This is a genomic window from Azohydromonas lata NBRC 102462, assembly GCF_001571085.1.
Taxonomy (GTDB): Bacteria; Pseudomonadota; Gammaproteobacteria; order Burkholderiales; family Burkholderiaceae_C; genus Azohydromonas; species Azohydromonas lata.
Map to the genome: position 1 here is coordinate 22,427 of NZ_BCTC01000061.1, position 16,444 is coordinate 38,870.

General features: G+C 70.4%; 15 protein-coding genes. 13 read left to right on the forward strand and 2 right to left on the reverse strand.

The window, feature by feature from the left end; all coding sequences use genetic code 11:
* Positions 1-163 precede the first annotated feature (163 nt).
* The 4 genes from ALA01S_RS19675 to ALA01S_RS19690 all read left to right on the forward strand — a co-directional run bounded on the left by ALA01S_RS19675 (position 164) and on the right by ALA01S_RS19690 (position 4,808).
* Entirely contained in the window at positions 164-1,363 is a 1,200-nt protein-coding gene (locus tag ALA01S_RS19675; protein WP_066339885.1) for an MFS transporter, read from the forward strand.
* Positions 1,364-1,565: 202 nt separating this feature from the next.
* The gene (locus tag ALA01S_RS19680) at positions 1,566-2,606 is read left to right on the forward strand and encodes a hypothetical protein (protein ID WP_066339887.1); all 1,041 of its coding nucleotides are present in this window, start codon (positions 1,566-1,568) and stop codon (positions 2,604-2,606) included.
* A gap of 169 nt (positions 2,607-2,775) precedes the next feature.
* The gene (locus ALA01S_RS19685; RefSeq protein WP_238455862.1) at positions 2,776-3,918 is read left to right on the forward strand and encodes a purine-nucleoside phosphorylase; all 1,143 of its coding nucleotides are present in this window, start codon (positions 2,776-2,778) and stop codon (positions 3,916-3,918) included.
* Positions 3,919-3,971: 53 nt separating this feature from the next.
* Positions 3,972-4,808 (forward strand): S1/P1 nuclease, encoded by an 837-nt coding sequence (locus ALA01S_RS19690; protein ID WP_066339893.1) that lies wholly within the window; start codon positions 3,972-3,974, stop codon positions 4,806-4,808.
* Positions 4,809-4,815: 7 nt separating this feature from the next.
* Here the strand turns inward: ALA01S_RS19690 and ALA01S_RS19695 are convergent, their stop codons facing one another.
* Positions 4,816-5,538, reverse strand: a complete 723-nt coding sequence (locus ALA01S_RS19695; protein WP_066339895.1) for a pseudouridine synthase — start codon at positions 5,536-5,538, stop codon at positions 4,816-4,818.
* Between the two features lie 129 nt (positions 5,539-5,667).
* On the opposite strand from ALA01S_RS19695, the gene ALA01S_RS33245 reads away from it, so the two are divergent.
* From ALA01S_RS33245 to ALA01S_RS19715, 4 genes are read left to right on the forward strand one after another with little or no spacing between them, the layout of a single operon-like run.
* Complete coding sequence (locus ALA01S_RS33245; RefSeq protein WP_066339897.1) at positions 5,668-6,378, forward strand: ABC transporter permease; 711 nt, start codon at positions 5,668-5,670, stop codon at positions 6,376-6,378.
* Positions 6,375-7,157, forward strand: coding sequence for an ABC transporter ATP-binding protein (locus ALA01S_RS33250; protein WP_157119130.1), 783 nt, complete (start codon positions 6,375-6,377; stop codon positions 7,155-7,157). Before ALA01S_RS33245 ends, ALA01S_RS33250 begins: the two co-directional genes overlap by 4 nt.
* On the forward strand, positions 7,148-7,993 hold the full coding sequence (locus ALA01S_RS19710; RefSeq protein ID WP_066339899.1) for an ABC transporter substrate-binding protein: 846 nt from the start codon (positions 7,148-7,150) through the stop codon (positions 7,991-7,993). The genes ALA01S_RS33250 and ALA01S_RS19710 overlap by 10 nt, the downstream gene beginning before the upstream one ends.
* A 16-nt stretch (positions 7,994-8,009) precedes the next feature.
* Positions 8,010-8,339, forward strand: a complete 330-nt coding sequence (locus ALA01S_RS19715; protein ID WP_066339901.1) for a cupin domain-containing protein — start codon at positions 8,010-8,012, stop codon at positions 8,337-8,339.
* Between the two features lie 31 nt (positions 8,340-8,370).
* Here the strand turns inward: ALA01S_RS19715 and ALA01S_RS19720 are convergent, their stop codons facing one another.
* Positions 8,371-9,489 (reverse strand): substrate-binding domain-containing protein, encoded by a 1,119-nt coding sequence (locus tag ALA01S_RS19720; protein ID WP_066339903.1) that lies wholly within the window; start codon positions 9,487-9,489, stop codon positions 8,371-8,373.
* Positions 9,490-9,651: 162 nt separating this feature from the next.
* On the opposite strand from ALA01S_RS19720, the gene ALA01S_RS19725 reads away from it, so the two are divergent.
* From ALA01S_RS19725 to ALA01S_RS19745, 5 genes are all read left to right on the forward strand, one after another.
* Positions 9,652-11,868 carry a TonB-dependent receptor family protein gene (locus ALA01S_RS19725; protein ID WP_238455863.1) on the forward strand — a complete coding sequence of 739 codons (2,217 nt, stop codon included), beginning with the start codon at positions 9,652-9,654 and terminating at the stop codon, positions 11,866-11,868.
* Between the two features lie 94 nt (positions 11,869-11,962).
* Positions 11,963-12,760: a quinoprotein dehydrogenase-associated SoxYZ-like carrier gene (locus tag ALA01S_RS19730; protein WP_066339907.1), complete on the forward strand. Its 798-nt coding sequence runs from the start codon at positions 11,963-11,965 to the stop codon at positions 12,758-12,760.
* On the forward strand, positions 12,757-13,782 hold the full coding sequence (locus ALA01S_RS19735) for a quinoprotein relay system zinc metallohydrolase 1 (RefSeq protein WP_084267738.1): 1,026 nt from the start codon (positions 12,757-12,759) through the stop codon (positions 13,780-13,782). The genes ALA01S_RS19730 and ALA01S_RS19735 overlap by 4 nt, the downstream gene beginning before the upstream one ends.
* A gap of 136 nt (positions 13,783-13,918) precedes the next feature.
* A complete protein-coding gene (locus tag ALA01S_RS19740) occupies positions 13,919-15,658 on the forward strand; it encodes a PQQ-dependent methanol/ethanol family dehydrogenase (protein ID WP_066339910.1) in 1,740 nt (579 codons plus the stop codon).
* 40 nt (positions 15,659-15,698) lie between these two features.
* Positions 15,699-16,444 (forward strand): hypothetical protein (locus ALA01S_RS19745; protein ID WP_066339913.1); only part of this gene is annotated, 746 nt, incomplete at its 3' end.

Here is a 16,444-nt window from a genome sequence, read left to right on the forward strand (position 1 = left end):
ATCGCGGTCCGCCACGGCCTGCCCGCGCGGCCGCAGGGCCATACCGGCCGGGACACGCCCGCCATGGGGCCTGGAGCGGGTCGCCATGCCTTCCGAATTGGGCCGCAATGGCGCCTCGGCGCCCGCACCGGGGCGGTGCGCACGGCGCTTAAGCTTATGCGCCATGGCTTTGAACACCCCGCTTGCCGCTGCTGCCGCCGATGCGCCCGTGCCGCGGCGCATCCTGCCCGTGATCACCGTGTCGCAGTTCGCCAGCACCTCGCTGTGGTTCGCCGTCAACGCCGTGATGCCGGACCTGCAGCGCGAGCTGGGCCTGCCCGCGCAGGCCGTGGGCAGCCTGACCTCCGTGGTGCAGATGGGCTTCATCGCCGGCACGCTGGTGTTCGCGCTGCTGGCGATCGCGGACCGCTGGTCGGCGCGGCTGGTGTTCCTGCTGTGCGCCCTGGCCGGCGCGGCCTGCACGGTGGCCGCGGCGCTGCTGCCGCCGTCGTGGACGCTGCTGCTGGCGCTGCGCGGCCTGACCGGCTTCTTCCTGGCCGGCATCTACCCCGTGGGCATGAAGATCGCGGCGAGCTGGTGGACGCGCGGCCTGGGCAACGCGCTGGGCCTGATGGTGGGGGCGCTCATGCTGGGCACGGCCGCGCCGCACGCCATGCGCGCCCTGGGCACGCACTGGCCGTGGCAGCAGGTGATGCTTTGCGTCGCCGCGCTGGCCGCCGCCGGCGGGCTGCTGCTCTATGCGCTGGTGCCGGACAAGCCCCGGCCGCCGCGCCCGGCCGGCCTGCACTTCACCGGCCTGTCGTGCATCTGGCGCGATGTGAAAGTGAGGGCCTCGGCCGGCGGCTACTTCGGCCACATGTGGGAGCTCTACACCTTCTGGGTGCTGGTGCCGGCCATCGTGGGCACGCGCCTGGCGGGCGCGGCGCAGTCGTGGATGTCCTTTGCCGTCATCGGCCTGGGCGCCGTGGGCTCGGTGCTGGGCGGGCTGGCGGTGCGGCGGCTGGGGTCCGCGCGGGTGGCGGGCTTCTTCATCGCCTGCAGCGGCGCGTGCTGCCTGCTCTCGCCCTGGGCGATACAGGCGTCCGACGCCGTCTTCGCGCTGTGGCTGTTCGCGTGGGGCTTCACCGTGTCGCCGGACTCGCCGCAGTTCTCGGCGCTCACGGCGGCCAACGCGCCGCGCGAGGCCGTGGGCAGCGTGCTCACGCTGGTCAATTGCGTGGGCTTTTCCATCTCGGTTCTGAGCATCGAGCTGTTCGTCCGGCTGGCGCAAAGCGTGCCGCTGGCGCAATTGCTGCCCTGGCTGGGGCTCGGCCCCATCGCCGGCCTGGTGCTGATGCGTCCGCTGCTGCGCACGCGGCACTGAAGCGCACTGCACTCAACCGGGGCCGCTGCGCGTGGCCGCGTCCGGCGGCGTGAAGTGCTGCATGCCGCGCAGTGCGCATGCGGGATGTCGATGTGTAACATGTAGACACATTTATAGGCGGTTTCCGCGGGCGGGCTGGTAGCGGCGCCGTGGCGACGGCCCTCCATCCGACATCCGCCGCACGCCAGAAAGGACCCCGCCCATGCCCCAGGAAGACACCGCGCCCCCGGCGGAGCGCACCGCCACGAACGCGGCGGCGGCACCGCCTGCGCCGGCGAAGTCCCTCCGGCAGTGGTTGAGCGGCCGGGAGACGCCGCCGACGCTGAATCTGGAGGCGCGCTGGGCGGAGAGCGCCGACATGGCGGCCTTCCTGGCCGACGCGGCCGCGCTCAACCGCCGCCTGTCCTCGCGCAGGTCCTGGGTACGCAGCGAAGTGGCGCTGCGCCTGCAGGGCGCCGTCAACGCCGCGCGGGCTGCGGGGACGGGCAACACGGCGCAGAACATGCAGGTGGCGCGCGAGACGCTGGCCAAGGCGCAGGCCGTCTACCTGGACGACATGCAGGCCAAGAACCGCGTGATCTATCTCTCCGGGCTGGTGCTGGGCGTGGCCCTGATGGTGTTGCTGCCGCTGGTGCTGCTGTGGTTCCTGGGCCTGGCGGCACGGGGGCTGGAGGGCACGCAGGACAAGGTGCAGGAGACCGTGTTGGGCACGCTGGAGTGGTTCTCCAAGGCCGCTCCGCTGACCACCACGGCGCCGCTGTTCTTCTTTGCCGGGCTGGGCGCCTGCGCCAGCGTGCTGTCGCGGCTCACCACCATCGACCTCAAGGGCGAAACCAGCCGCGCGATGGTGCTGCTGGCCGCGGCGATACGCCCGGCGCTGGCGGTGATCTTCGCCTGCGTGATGTTCGTGATCCTGAAGAACAAGATCGTCAGCGTGGGCACGGAGGAGGTGTCCAGCGCGCTGATCTGGATCTCCGCCTTCCTCTGCGGCTACAGCGAGCGCTTTGCCACCGACATGCTGGAGCGCGTGCCCCTGGGCGCGGGTGCCGGTGGCGCGGCGCCGGTCGCCCCCGCGGCCACATCGCCTGCCGCGGGTGCCACGGCCGCGTCGGCTGCCGCCGCCGCGATTGCCGCGGCCGCCGCGACCAGCGCGGGCACGTCCGGCGTGGACGGGTCGGACGCCGCCCAGGCACCCACCCCGGCCCCCGCCCCGAGCGCCACCGTGGACCCGCGCGGCAGCTGAGGCCCCGCGCTCGCTGCTGCCGGCGCCGCCTTCCGGCCCAGGCCGGAACGGCGGCGTTTTTATTTCCGGCCGCTCAAGGCCGTCTCGCGGCGGCAAATGATTGTGGAATGATGCGGGCTGGTTATTGGGTGTCTGGTTGCTCAATTCGAATTGCCGGGAATTTCAATATATGCAGATCAAGCCTCTTTTCCTTGCGTCGATTTCCGTGGTTCTGGCGCTTTCAGCCTGCACGGCCGTGCCGCTACAGGGGCCGGCCCCCGTGGTGACCGCACCGGCGCAACCCGCCGGCGGGTTGCCGTCCAACGTCACCGTGGCCAGTATGGAAGAGGCGAGGCCGCCCGCCGTCATTGCCACCGCGCCAGTTTCACCGCGCCCGGTCAAGGTTTTGATCGTCACCCTTTATGGCCCCGAAGCCCAGGCCTGGCAACCCAAATTGACCTGGACCCAGACTTACAAGGTGCCGGGTTTGTCGGCCAATTTTCCCACCGTGCAATGCACGGCCGACGACATTTGCCTCATGACCACGGACATGGGGCATTCGAATGCGGCGGCCTCGGCCATGGCCATCGCGTTCAGCAATTTCTTCGATCTGAAAAAGGCCTACATATTCATCACCGGCGTGGGCGGGATCAACCCCAACGTGGGCAGCGTGGGTTCAGCCACTTGGGCGCGCTACGTCGTGGATTTCGGCCTGGCGCATGAATTCGATGCACGTGAGAAACCCGACCACTGGCAGGTCGGCTATTTCGGCATCAAATCGCCGGACCCGGACACCAAACCCCCGCTGCGCTACGGCACGGAGCTGTTCCAGGTTGACGAGGTGTTGCTGCAAAAGGCATTGCAACTCTCGCGGCGGGCCGCGCTGGCGGATACGCCGGAAGCGCAGGCCTACCGCGCCAAATATCCGCAGACTTCGGCCCAGGCGGCGCCGTCCGTCATTCAATGCGATACGGCCAGCGGCGACACTTACTGGCACGGAGACATATTGGGTTCCTGGGCGTCCAAGTGGGTATCGCTGCTCACCGACGGCAAGGGAAATTACTGCACCACGCAGCAGGAAGACAACGCGGTATTCGAAGGCCTCAAGCGCGGTGCCGCTGCGGGGCGGCTGCAAATGAACCGCGTGGCGGTGCTGCGCACGGGGTCCAATTTCGAAAGGCCGTATCCGGGCCAGTCGGCACTGGATTCGCTCAATACCAAGTCCGGCGGTTATCCGGCAGCCACGGCCAATTTGTACAACGCGGCCTGGCCGGTGGTGTCCGATATTGTGAAGAACTGGGCGCAGTGGAAGGACGGCGTGCCGGGGCTGTGAGCATGGCTGAATCGTTCTTGCAAATGCGCCGACTCCTGTTGAATCTCTCCCTTTTGGGAACCAGTTCCGCCGCCTTCGCCTGGGGCGGGGTGGGCCATGCCGCCGTGGCCGAGCTGGCCAGCCGCCGGCTGACGCCGCAGGCCGCGGCCACCGTGGCCCAAGTGCTGGAGCCGGGGCAGAGCATGGCCTCGGTGGCGAGCTGGCCGGACGAGATTCGCGCCGACCCCAAGGCCACGCCGGAAGTGAAGGCCACGGGCCTCTGGCACTTCGTCCGCATCCCGGGCAGCGCCGCCGTGTACGACGCCGGCCAGCACTGCGGTCCGCCCAACCAACCCCAGGCCTGTGTCGTTGAGCAATTGGAGCGGCTGCGCAACGACCTGCGCTGCGCGCCCACGCCGCAGGCCAGGAGGGAAGCGCTGATGTGGGCCATCCACCTCGTGGGCGACCTGCACCAGCCGCTGCACGCCTACGACGACCTGCGCGGCGGCAACGACATGCCGGTGGTCCTGCGCGCCCATGGGCCGTATTGCGGGCCGGGCTGCGCGCCCTGGCCGGAACGCACCAACCTGCACGCGGCCTGGGACCACGGGCTGCTTGGAAAACTGGTGCCGGACCACGCCGCGCTGGTGGCGCGCATTGAAGACGGCTGGGTGCGCACGAGCGAGGCCCAGGCGCCCAACCTGGACGGCAGCACCCCCGTGGCCTGGGCCAACGCCAGCCACGCGCTGGGCGCGCAGGTCTGGCGCATGACGCAGGACACGCAGGTGCTGGACGACGACTACGTCCGCCAGGCCGAGCCCATCGTGATGCGGCAGATCGGCCTGGCCGGGATGCGGCTGGCGCGCTTCATCAACGAGGCCTATGCCTCCGGGGCGTGCCCGCGGCGCTGAACGGCGCTCAGCCCGCCTTCAACCCCAGCGCCACCCGCTCGTCCGCCTCCACCCAGCGCCACTTGCCCGGCGCGAGGTTGTCCAGCGTGAGGTTGTCCAGCGTGAGGCCGCCCATGGCGCTGCGGTGCAGCGCCTCCACGCGGTTGCTCACGGCGGCGCCCATGCGCTTGACCTGGTGGTACTTGCCCTCGGTGAGCGTGAGCCGCAATGAATGCTCGCCGGTGGCCTCGCAGGCGGCGGCGCGCACGGGCGCGGGGTCGTCGTCCAGCACCACGCCGTCCAGCAGCCGCTGCACCTGCGTGGCGTCCACCGGGTGTTTCATCGTCACCTCGTAGACCTTGGGCACGTGGTGCTTGGGCGAGGTGAGCTTGTGCAGCAGCGTGCCGTCGTCGGTGAGCAGCAGGAAGCCGGTGGTGTCCTCGTCCAGCCGGCCCACGGGCTGCACGCCGCGCGTGCGCAGCGGCGTCGGGAGCAGGCTCAGCACGCTGGGGTGGTGCTTGGGCTTCATGGAGCACTCGTAGCCCGCGGGCTTGTGCAGCAGCACCAGCGCCTTCTCGAAATAGCGCCAGGGCTCGCCGCGCACGCTGAAGCTCAGGCCGTCGGTGGGAAAGTCGGCGTCGGGGTCGTCCACCACGCGGCCGTCCACCTGGACCAGTTCGGAATAAATCAGCCCGGCGCACTCGCGCCGCGTGCCGAAGCCTTGGGAAAAGAGGATCTGTGCCAGTCGCATGCGCGGGACTGTAGCTGCCGCGACTTATGCACTGACGCGCATATCGCCGCTGTCCAGGCGCTCGCGGACAATTCCGCCCGCACGCGTTGGCAGGCTGCGGCAGCGGCGCGCAATCCCCCAAAGAAGTAGATGAACGGTTTCTCGGACTCCCTGCAGGCGGCCGCCGCCCTCATTGCCCAGGCCGACCCCAAGCTGTGGCAGGTGGTGCTGCTGTCGCTCGCCGTCAGCGGCAGCGCCAGCGCCCTGGCCGCCGTGCTGGGCCTGGCCGGCGGCGCCTGGCTGGCGGTGAGCCGTTTCCCCGGGCAGCGCGTGCTGCTGCTGGTGCTCAACACGCTGCTGGCGCTGCCGCCGGTGGTGGTGGGCCTGACCGTCTACCTGCTGCTGTCGCGGTCGGGCCCCTTGGGCGCTTACGGGCTGCTGTTCACGCCGGGTGCCATGGTGGTCGCGCAGACCGTGCTGGTGCTGCCGCTGGTGATGGCGCTCACGCGGCAGCTCGTGGCCGACGCCATGCGCGGCAACGGCGAGCAGTTGCGCTCCATGGGCGCGGGCCCGTTCAGGAGCGCGCTGCTGCTGCTGGTGCACGAGCGCATGGCGCTCGTGACGGTGCTGCTCACGGGCTTTGGCCGCGCCATCAGCGAGGTGGGGGCGGTGATGATCGTGGGCGGCAACATCGACGGCCTCACCCGCGTCATGACCACCGCCATCGCGCTGGAAACCAGCAAGGGCGACCTGGCCCAGGCGCTGGCGCTGGGCCTGCTGCTGCTGCTGCTGGTGGCGCTGATCAACCTCTTCATCGCCACGCTGCGCCGCCTGCAGCCGGCCGAGGGCATGGCGCGATGAACGCACCGCTGCCACTGGGCCTGCTGCCCACCGATGCCGCCGCCCCCGCCGCCGTGGCCGCGGGCCAGGTCGAACCCTTGATCGAGCTGCGCCAGGCCGGCGTGCGCTTTGGCGAGCGCCAGGCGCTGCAACCGCTGGACCTGGCCGTGCACGCGGGCGAGCGGCTCATGCTCATCGGACCCAACGGCAGCGGCAAGACCACGCTGCTGCGCCTGCTGCACGGGCAACTGCCCAACAGCGGCGGCGAGCGCCGCGTGCGCCTTGCGGCCGACGGCCGCGAGCCGCGCCAGGCCATGCTGTTCCAGCGCCCGTTCCTGCTGCGGCTGTCGGCGCGGCGCAACCTGCTGCTGGCGCTGTGGCTGGCCGGGGTGCCGCGGCGCGAGCGCGCGGCGCGGGCCGATCTGGCGCTGCGCCGCGTTGGGCTGGAAGCACATGCTGACCGCCCGGCGCGCGTGCTCTCCGGCGGCCAGCAGCAGCGCCTGGCGCTGGCGCGGGCCTGGGCCGTGCACCCGCAGGTGCTGTTCCTGGACGAGCCCACGGCCAGCCTGGACCCGGCCGCCAAGCGCGAGGTGGAGGCCCTGGTGCTGGACTTCGCCGCCGAAGGCATGTCGGTCGTGATGAGCACCCACAACCTCGGCCAGGCCAAGCGCATGGCCACGCGCGTGATCTACATGGAGGACGGCCGCCTGGTGGTGGACCGCCCCGTCGAGAGTTTCTTCAACGACCCGCTGCCGCATGAAGCGGCGCTCTTTCTGAAAGGCGAACTGCCATGGCATTGACGAGCATTCCGCGCCGGCACCTGTTGCGCACCATCGCCGGCGCCGCCGTGCTGCTGGCCGCCGCCGGCGCGGTGCAGGCGCAACAAGGGCCGTTCATCGTGATGGCCTCCACCACCTCCACCGAGCAGTCCGGCCTCTTCAGCCACCTGCTGCCGGCCTTCACCAAGGCGTCCGGCATCGAGGTGCGCGTGGTGGCCCAGGGCACGGGCCAGGCGCTGGACATGGCGCGCCGCGGCGACGCGGACATCGTCTTCGTCCACGACCAGCCGGCCGAGGAGAAGTTCGTGGCCGAAGGCTTCGGCCTCAAGCGCCAGGCCGTCATGTACAACGACTTCGTGCTGGTCGGCCCCCAGTCCGACCCGGCCGGCGTCAAGGGCGCCGACGTGGCCGCCGCCATGGGCAAGCTGGCCGCGGCCGGCGCGCCCTTCATCTCGCGCGGCGACAAGAGCGGCACGCACGCGGCGGAGCTGCGCTTTTGGAAGGTGGCGGGCGTGGACATGGCCGCCAGGCATCCCGCCGGCTACAAGGAATGCGGCTGCGGCATGGGCCCGGCGCTGAACATCGCCGCCTCCAGCGGCGCCTACGTGCTGGCCGACCGCGGCACCTGGCTGAGCTTCAAGAACCGCGCCGACCTGGCGGTGCTGGTGGAGGGCGACAAGCGCCTGTTCAACCAGTACGGCGTCATCGTGGTGAACCCCGCCAAGCACCCGCACGTCAAGGTGAAGGAGGCGCAGCGCTTTGCCGACTGGGTGGTGTCGCCCGCGGGGCAGTCCACCATCGCCGCCTACAAGATCAACGGCGAGCAGCTCTTCTTCCCCAACGCCAGCGCGCAGTGAGCGGCTGGAGCCCGCCATGAGCGCCACCCGCAGCGGCCAGCTGCTCGCCGCGCTGCCGGCGCGGCTGGATGACGAGGTGTTCGAGACGCTGCTGTCGCACGGCAGCGTGCGTTTCGAGCGCATCGTCTCCCTGGGCCACACCGCGCCGGCCGAGGGCTGGTTCGACCAGGACGAGCACGAGTGGGTGATGGTGCTCGAAGGCGCGGGCCGGCTGCGCTTCGAGGACGGCCACGAGCTGGAAATGCGCCGCGGCGACTGGGTCAACATCCCCGCCCACGTGAAGCACCAGGTGGTGTGGACCGACCCGCGCCAGCCCACGGTGTGGCTGGCGGTGTTCTACGCCTGACGGGCGGGCTGGAGTCCGGGGCCTTGCCGTTTCAGGCGCCGCCGTGCGGCTTGGGCGTCTTGAAATGCCACCAGGGCAGCGCCTTGGTCAGCGACAGCACCTGGCCCGCGCCCGGCGCGCCGTAGCCGGCGAGCTGCTGCAGCGCGGCGGGCCACTCGGCGCTCTCCAGCACGGCGCGCAGCGCGCGCACCGGGGGCGTCTCCAGCGCGTCCTTCAGGCAGACGAGGAAATAGTCCTCCTCCACCAGCGGGACGAAGTCCAGGCCGAACTCGCGCGCGGCGGCCTCTATGCCCGGGCCCACGTCGGCCTGGCCGGCGGCAATGGCGGCGGCCACGGCGAGGTGCGAGTCCTCGGGGCGGGCGGTGTAGCCGGTGATGGCCGCGGCGTCCACGCCGGCGGCCTGCAGCAGGTGGTCCATGAGCAGCCGCGTGCCGGAGCCGCTCTGGCGGTTGACGAAGCGCAGGCCTGAGCCGGGCAGGTCGGCGAGCGACAGCCGCCGGTCCGACGCGCCGCTGGCGCGCAGCATCAGCCCCTGCATGCGGCGCGAGCAGCCAATGAGCTTGTGAATGCCCGGCTTGAGCAGCGGCTTGAGCGCCGAGGAGAACACCGGCGAGCCCGCGGGCAGGTGCGGCACGTGAAAGCCCGCCACCGTGCAGCGGCCCTGGGCCAGCGCGCGCAGCGCGTCCACGCTGCCCGCGAAGCGCAGGCCCACGTGCAGCTGCTGCTTTTGCGCCAGCTCGCGCAGCAGCGGCAGGCCCAGGTCGTGGCTGGCGAAGATCTCCAGGACGAGCTGCCCGCCGTCCAGCGCCTGCGCCAGCACGTGCTCCAGCTCGGCACGCAGCGCCTCGATGTGCGGCGTCATGCGCGTGCGCGCCTGGCGCTCGGCGGCCAGCAGCCGCTGCGCAAAGGGCGTGAGCCGCGCGGCCTGGCCCTGCGTCCAGTGCACCAGCGGCTCGCCCATCACTTCCTCCCAGTGCTTGAGCGAGCCCCACACGTGGCGGTAGGAGGCGCCCATGGCCGTGGCGGCGTGGCGTATGGATCCGTGCTCCTGCAACTTGTTGAGCAGGTCGAATAAGGGGTTCTCGACTTCGGGGCCGCGCTGGCCGCGCGACTCGAAGCTGTACTGCAGATGAATGCCACGGGTTTGCATGGCATCAAATTGTGCCCGCCGCAACTGCTCCAACGCGGCGCAGCCGCAACAGGGGTTTGTGCTCCCTTGGCACGGCAAGCGCTTGCCGGTCTGATCGCGCCCTGAATTTCGAGCCTTGTTTCCCTTGATATGAACATCCGAGTTTTCCCTTCGACCCCCCGTTTGCGTCCTCTGGCACTGGCTTGCGCCGGGGCGCTGTTGTCCATGGCCGCCTCGGCGCAGCAGGCGGCCGATGCCGCGCAGGGCGAGGCGGCGCAGGTGGTGGTGACGGGCTCGGTGCGTGAGCGCGTGGCCGCGGAGGTGCCTTACGCCATCGGCGTGGTCACGCGCGAGGAGCTGCGCGCGGCCGGGCCCATGATCAATTTGTCCGAGGCGCTGGCGCGCGTGCCCGGCCTGGTCGTCAACAACCGCAACAACTACGCGCAGGACCTGCAGATCAGCTCGCGCGGCTTCGGCTCGCGTGCGACCTTCGGCGTGCGGGGCCTGCGGCTGTACAGCGACGGCATCCCCGCCACCATGCCGGACGGGCAGGGCCAGGTCTCGCACTTCGACCTCGCCGGCGCCTCGCGCATCGAGGTGCTGCGCGGGCCCTTCTCGGTGCTCTACGGCAACAGCTCCGGCGGCGTGATCGCCCTCTTCAGCTCACCGGTGCGCGAGCGCCAGGGCGAAGTGGGCCTGGACGTGGGCAGCGACGGGCTGCGCCAGTTGCGCGCCAGCGTCGAGACGCCGTTGGGCGAGGGTTTTGACCTGCGCGTGAGCGGCTCCACCATGGAGTTCGACGGCTACCGGCCGCAGATGGAGGCCAAGCGCCACACCGCCAACGTGCGCCTGGGCTGGCAGGGCGCCAGCGACCGCGTGGTGGTGCAGGCCGGCTACTTCAACCAGCCCGCGCAGGACCCGCTGGGCCTCAAGCGCGAGGAGTTCGCGGCCAATCCCTATGGCACGACCTCCGACACCGTGCCCGGCCGCACCGGCGTGCAGCCGCTGCCCGCGAGCTACGACACGCGCAAGAACGCCGAGCAAAGCCAGGTGGGCGCGAGCTGGAAGCACAGCTTCGGCGACGACAGCGTCGTGCGCGAGACCCAGTTGGCCGCCTACACGGGCCGGCGCAGCGTGACGCAGTGGCAGTCCATCCCGCCCTCCACGCAGCGCAGCTCGACGCGCCAGAGCGGCGGCGTGGTGGACTTCGACCGCGAATACCACGGCATGGATGCGCGGGTGCGCTGGAACTTCGGCGACGTGGACCTGCTCACCGGTGCCTCCTACGAGACGCAGGGCGATGACCGGCGCGGCTATGAAAACTTCCTGGGCGATCCCGCCAACCCCACGGCGCTGGGCGTGACGGGCCTGCAGCGCCGCGACGAGCGCAACCGCGCCACCACGCACGATGCCTATGCGCAGCTCGACTGGCAGATCAACCCCGCGCTCACCGCCAGCGCCGGCGTGCGCAGCGGCCGGGTGACGCTCACCACCAGCGACCGCTACCCCGTGCAGGCCGGCTGCGCCGCCAACCCCAACAGCGGCACGCTCAACTGCGACGACTCCGGCGACCTCGCCTTCAACTACACCAACCCCGTGCTGGGCCTGCGCTGGCAGGCGCTGCCCTCGCTGCAGCTGCACGCCAGCGCGGCGCGCGGCTTCGAGTCGCCCACGCTCACCGAGCTGGCCTACCGCCGCAGCGGCGAGGGCGCGGGCTTCAACACCGCGCTCAAGCCGCAGACCAGCCGCCAGTTCGAGATCGGTGCCAAGTGGCGCGCCAACCCCTGGAGCGTGGACGCCACGCTGTTCCGCGCCGACGTGGACGACGAGATCGGCGTGGACTCCAACCGCGGCGGCCGTGCCACCTACCAGAACGTGGGCCGCACGCGGCGCCAGGGCGCGGAGCTCTCGGCCAGCTTCCAGCCCGCGGCCGCGTGGCGCGCGCAACTGGGCCTGACCTACCTGGATGCCGCCTACCGCGACGCCTTCACCACCTGCACCACGGTGCTGCCCTGCAACCCGGTCACGGGCCAGAACACCGCCCAAGTGGCCGCGGGCAACCGCATCGCCGGCACCCAGCGCACCAGCGCCTTCGGCGAGGTCGCCTGGCGTGATGCGGCCTTGGGCGAGTGGGCGCTGGAGGCGCGCGCCCTGGGCCGCACCGCCGTCAACGACCTCAACAGCGACTTCGCCGACGGCTACGTCATCACCAGCCTGCGCTGGATCAAGAGCTGGCCGCTGGGCGGCGGGCGCAAGGTGGAGCTGCTGGCGCGCGTGGACAGCCTGGCCGACAAGGTCTATGCGGGCAGCGTGATCGTCAACGAGGGCAACGCCCGCTACTTCGAGACCGGCGCCCCGCGCAGCTTCCTGCTCGGCGTGCGCGTGTACGGCGGCTTCTGAGGCCGCTGCCGCCCGGGACTTGCTCCAGCCTGGAGCAAATCCCGGGTTGATACCGAATGGCGCTTGAGCCCATACCCCCAGCAAAGTCAAGCCCATGAAAAGACGTCATGCGGTTTGCGGGGCGCTGGCGTGTCTGGCGGCCCCGCTGGGGGTGCTGGCGCAAGGCCAGGCCCAGGGGGCGCGGGACCCGTTGGGCTCCGCGCAGTGGGAAGACATCCGGCGCGAGTTCCTGGGCAAGGCGCCCGTGGTGTTCGACGAGCGGGTGCAGGTCAGCGGCCCGGCTTTCGCCGAGGACCCGATGGCCGTGCCGGTGAGCGTCTCGGCGCTGGGCCTGGGCGGGGTCACGCACATCGCCGTGATCGTGGACCGCAACCCCATCCGCAAGGTGCTGGACTTCTATCCGGGCCAGGCGCTGCCGGCGCTGAGCTTTCGCTTCAAGCTTGAGCAGGCCAGCCCCGTGCGCGCGGCCGCGCGCACGGCCGACGGCGTGTGGCACGTGGGCGGCACCTTCGTGGAGTCCAGCGGCGGGGGCTGCACGCTGCCCGGCGCCACGCGCTCCGACGGCAGCTGGGCGCGCACGCTGGGGCAGGTCAGCGGTGCGCTGTTCGAGAGCCCGCTGGACGCGCAGGCCACGCGGCTGCGCGTGCGCGTGATGCACCCCATGGACACCGGGCTGGTGGCCGGCGTGCCGGCCTTCTACATCAACCGGCTGGCCGTGCTCGACGGTGCCGGGCACGAGCTGCTGGTGTTCAACGGCCACGAGCCCCTGAGCGAAAACCCGGTGCTCAGCTTCGAGCTGCCCGGGCGGCAGCAGGAGTCGCTGCGCGTGCGCGGCAGCGACAACAACGGCAACCGGATCGACGCGGCCATCGGCCGCCGCCTGCTGCCATGAAGCGCGTCCGACTTGCTTGCGCCGCCGCGCTGCTGGCGCTTTCCGCTCTGGGCAGCGGGCCGGCCCACGCCGCCCAAGCCGACCTGGCCACGCTGGACTACAGGCTGCAGGCGCGCGCGCTGGCGCCTGGCGTGTGGGTGGTGGAGGGCGCCAACGCGGACTTCGAGCCCGCCAACGGCTGCAACATCATCAACACCGGCTTCATCGCCACCGGCGAGGGCGTGCTGGTGATCAACACCGGGCCCTCGTTGAAGTACGGGCAGCAGTTGCGCGCGCTCATAGAGCGCACGGCCGGCGAGCCGGTGAAGCAGGTGCTGCACCTGAACCTGCATCCCGACTACTTCCTGGGCAACCAGGCCTTTGCCGACGTGCCCCGCCTGGCCACGCCCGCCACGCGCGCGGGCATGGCGCGCGAGGCCACGGCCTACGAGGACAACCTCTTTCGCACTTGCGGCGACTGGATGAAGGGCACGCAGGCGCTGTTGCCCGATACCGACGCCGCGCCGGGGGTGCTGCGCCTGGGAGGCAGGGAATTCGAGCTGCGCGAATACCAGGGCCACACCGGCAGCGACCTCGTGCTCGTGGACCGCAAGAGCGGCGTGGTGTTCGCCGGCGGCCTGGTCTTCGTGCAGCGCATCCCCACCACGCCGCATGCGCAGCTGGCGCAGTGGCAGGCCAGCCTGCGCGCGCTGCAGCAGGCGTTGCCCGCGCAACTGGCGGCGCTGGTGCCCAGCCACGGCCCCGTGCGCGCCGACGCGCAGGGCATAGGCATGACGCAGCGCTACCTGGGCTGGCTGGACGGCACGCTGCAGCGCGCCGCCGCCCAGGGGCTGGAGATGACCGAGGTGCTGCACCGCCCGCTGCCCGCGGAGTTCGACGCCTGGGGCGCGCGCTCCACCGAGTTCACCCGCAACGTCGTGCACCTGTACCCGCGCTACGAGCAGGCCGCGCTGCTGCCGGCTTGTGACAGCAAGGCGCGCGAGGCCTGTTCAAACCTGGGACAACTCTCGGATAAACCCTGACTCCAAGGGGCCATTTTCGGGGCCGATACCCCGTCTGGAGCTTGACTGCGGCATGGCACGCTTGTTGCGCAAGGAGTCCCCGCGCAGCGGCCGCCGAACCCGGTCGAACACCGCATCCACTCACGAAGGAGACAACATGCGCTTCAAGATGATCACGACCATGGTGGCCCTCGCCATGGGCTCGATGGCTGCCCAAGCCGTCGTGACCGACAAGATGATCCAGGACGACGCCAAGACCACCGGGGACGTGCTGTCCTGGGGTCTGGGCACGCAAGGCCAGCGGTACTCGCCGCTCAAGCAGATCAACACCACCACCGTCGGCAAGCTGGTGCCGGCCTGGTCCTTCTCCTTCGGCGGCGAAAAGCAGCGCGGCCAGGAGTCGCAGCCGGTGGTCCATGACGGCGTCATGTTCGTCACGGCGTCCTACTCGCGCATCTATGCGCTGGACACCAAGACCGGCAAGAAGCTGTGGAAGTACGAGCACCGCCTGCCCGAGGGCATCATGCCCTGCTGCGACGTGATCAACCGCGGCGCCGCGCTGTACGACAACCTGGTGATCTTCGCCACGCTGGACGCCCAGCTCGTGGCCCTGGACCAGAAGACCGGCGACGTGGTCTGGAAGGAAAAAATCGACGACTACAAGGCCGGCTACTCCGCTTCGGCCGCACCCATCATCGCCGAGGGCCTGCTGCTGACGGGCGTGTCCGGCGGCGAATTCGGCGTGGTGGGCCGCGTCGAGGCGCGCGACCCCAAGACCGGCCAGCTGGTCTGGACGCGTCCGACCGTCGAAGGCCACATGGGCTACAAGTACGACAAGAACGGCAACAAGACCGAGAACGGCATCTCCGGCACGCAAGGCAAGAGCTGGCCTGGCGACCTGTGGCAGACCGGTGGCGCCGCCACCTGGCTGGGCGGCACCTACAACCCCAAGACGGGCCTGGCCTACTTCGGCACGGGCAACCCCGCGCCGTGGAACTCCAACCTGCGCAAGGGCGACAACCTGTTCTCGTGCTCCACGCTGGCCATCGACATCAAGACTGGCCAGATCAAGTGGCACTACCAGAACACGCCCAACGACGGCTGGGACTTTGACGGCGTCAACGAATTCGTGACCTACGAAGACGGCGGCCGCATCCTGGGCGGCAAGGCCGACCGCAACGGCTTCTTCTACGTCAACGACGCCAAGACCGGCGAGCTGGTCAACGCCTTCCCCTTCGTCAAGAAGATCACCTGGGCCACGGGCATCGACCTGAAGACGGGCCGTCCGAACTACGTGCCGGAAGGCCGTCCTGGCGATCCCACCGCCAGCCCCGATGGCAAGAAGGGTCAGACCGTGTTCGCTGCGCCGGGCTTCCTGGGCGGCAAGAACCAGATGCCCATGGCGTACTCGCCCGAGACCAAGCTGTTCTACGTGCCTTCCAACGAGTGGGGCATGGACATCTGGAACGAGCCCATCACCTACAAGAAGGGCGCGGCCTACCTGGGCGCCGGCTTCACCATCAAGACGCTCAACGAGGACTACATCGGCGCGCTGCGCGCAATCGACCCGAAGACCGGCAAGATCGCCTGGGAAGTCAAGAACAACGCGCCGCTGTGGGGCGGTGTGCTGACCACCGGCGGCAACCTCGTGTGGTGGGGCACGCCTGAAGGCTACCTGCAGGCCGCCGATGCCAAGACCGGCAAGGTGCTGTGGCAGTTCCAGACCGGCTCCGGCGTCGTGGCGCCCCCGGTCACCTGGGAAGACAAGGGCGAGCAGTACGTGGCCGTGGTTTCCGGCTGGGGCGGCGCCGTGCCGCTGTGGGGCGGCGAAGTCGCCAAGCGCGTGAACTACCTGGAGCAGGGCGGCTCCGTCTGGGTGTTCAAGCTGTCCAAGTAATTTCGATTGCAACCGGGGTGGCCGGGCTAAGCTGTCAGCAATGACATACAAGCTCGGCTTTCAGCCAGGGTTCGCGCTTTGCGCGGCCCTGGCTTTTTGTTTTTCGGCGCTGCCCGCGCGTGCCACCGACCGTCCCTACCTCGTGCTGCGCACCGCGGCCATGGAGGACGACGAGCAGTCATGGATGTTGGGCGGGCGATGGATTCGCACCGGCGCGGACAACGCGCTGCAGATGGGCCTCGAATACGACTTCACCCGGGCCACGTCCATGGAGCTCGAATGGACGGCCGAGCGCGCCGGCGGCGGTGAACGCAGCCGTGAGGCCGAGCTGGAATTCAAGCACCTCTTCAACGACATCGCGCGCGACGGCTGGGGCGCGGGCATCAGCATGATGCTGGGCCTCAACCGCGAGCGCGCGGACGAGCGCGCCGGCGAGGCCGCCGAGGACGGGCCGCGCCGCGGCCGCCGCGGCGCCCTGGTGCAACTGCCGCTGAGCCTGTCGCTGTGGGAAGAGCAGGGCCAGGCCCACTTCAACCTGGGCTGGCAGCGCCGGCCCTTCAATGGCGACCAGGGCTTCGTCGCCGCCGGCCTGGAGCGCCGCCTCGCGGGCCGCACCTGGGGCTTCACGGAAGCCGTCTACCAGCCCGGGCAGCACCTGCTGCACGCCGGCGTGCGCCATTGGCTGCGCCGGGACCGGCTGGCGCTGGACATCAGCGTGCAGCGCCAGCAGGGGGGCGAGGGCTGGCGCAACGGCGTGGTCATCGGCCTGGTCGCCTACGACCTCTA

Coding starts and splice junctions, on each gene's coding strand:
- ALA01S_RS33245 (WP_066339897.1), top strand. CDS start 5,668: ATGAACGGTTTCTCGGACTCCCTGCAGGCGGCCGCCGCCCTCATTGCC.
- ALA01S_RS19680 (WP_066339887.1), top strand. CDS start 1,566: ATGCCCCAGGAAGACACCGCGCCCCCGGCGGAGCGCACCGCCACGAAC.
- ALA01S_RS33250 (WP_157119130.1), top strand. CDS start 6,375: ATGAACGCACCGCTGCCACTGGGCCTGCTGCCCACCGATGCCGCCGCC.
- ALA01S_RS19715 (WP_066339901.1), top strand. CDS start 8,010: ATGAGCGCCACCCGCAGCGGCCAGCTGCTCGCCGCGCTGCCGGCGCGG.
- ALA01S_RS19695 (WP_066339895.1), bottom strand. CDS start 5,538: ATGCGACTGGCACAGATCCTCTTTTCCCAAGGCTTCGGCACGCGGCGC.
- ALA01S_RS19740 (WP_066339910.1), top strand. CDS start 13,919: ATGCGCTTCAAGATGATCACGACCATGGTGGCCCTCGCCATGGGCTCG.
- ALA01S_RS19675 (WP_066339885.1), top strand. CDS start 164: ATGGCTTTGAACACCCCGCTTGCCGCTGCTGCCGCCGATGCGCCCGTG.
- ALA01S_RS19710 (WP_066339899.1), top strand. CDS start 7,148: ATGGCATTGACGAGCATTCCGCGCCGGCACCTGTTGCGCACCATCGCC.
- ALA01S_RS19735 (WP_084267738.1), top strand. CDS start 12,757: ATGAAGCGCGTCCGACTTGCTTGCGCCGCCGCGCTGCTGGCGCTTTCC.
- ALA01S_RS19685 (WP_238455862.1), top strand. CDS start 2,776: ATGCAGATCAAGCCTCTTTTCCTTGCGTCGATTTCCGTGGTTCTGGCG.
- ALA01S_RS19720 (WP_066339903.1), bottom strand. CDS start 9,489: ATGCAAACCCGTGGCATTCATCTGCAGTACAGCTTCGAGTCGCGCGGC.
- ALA01S_RS19730 (WP_066339907.1), top strand. CDS start 11,963: ATGAAAAGACGTCATGCGGTTTGCGGGGCGCTGGCGTGTCTGGCGGCC.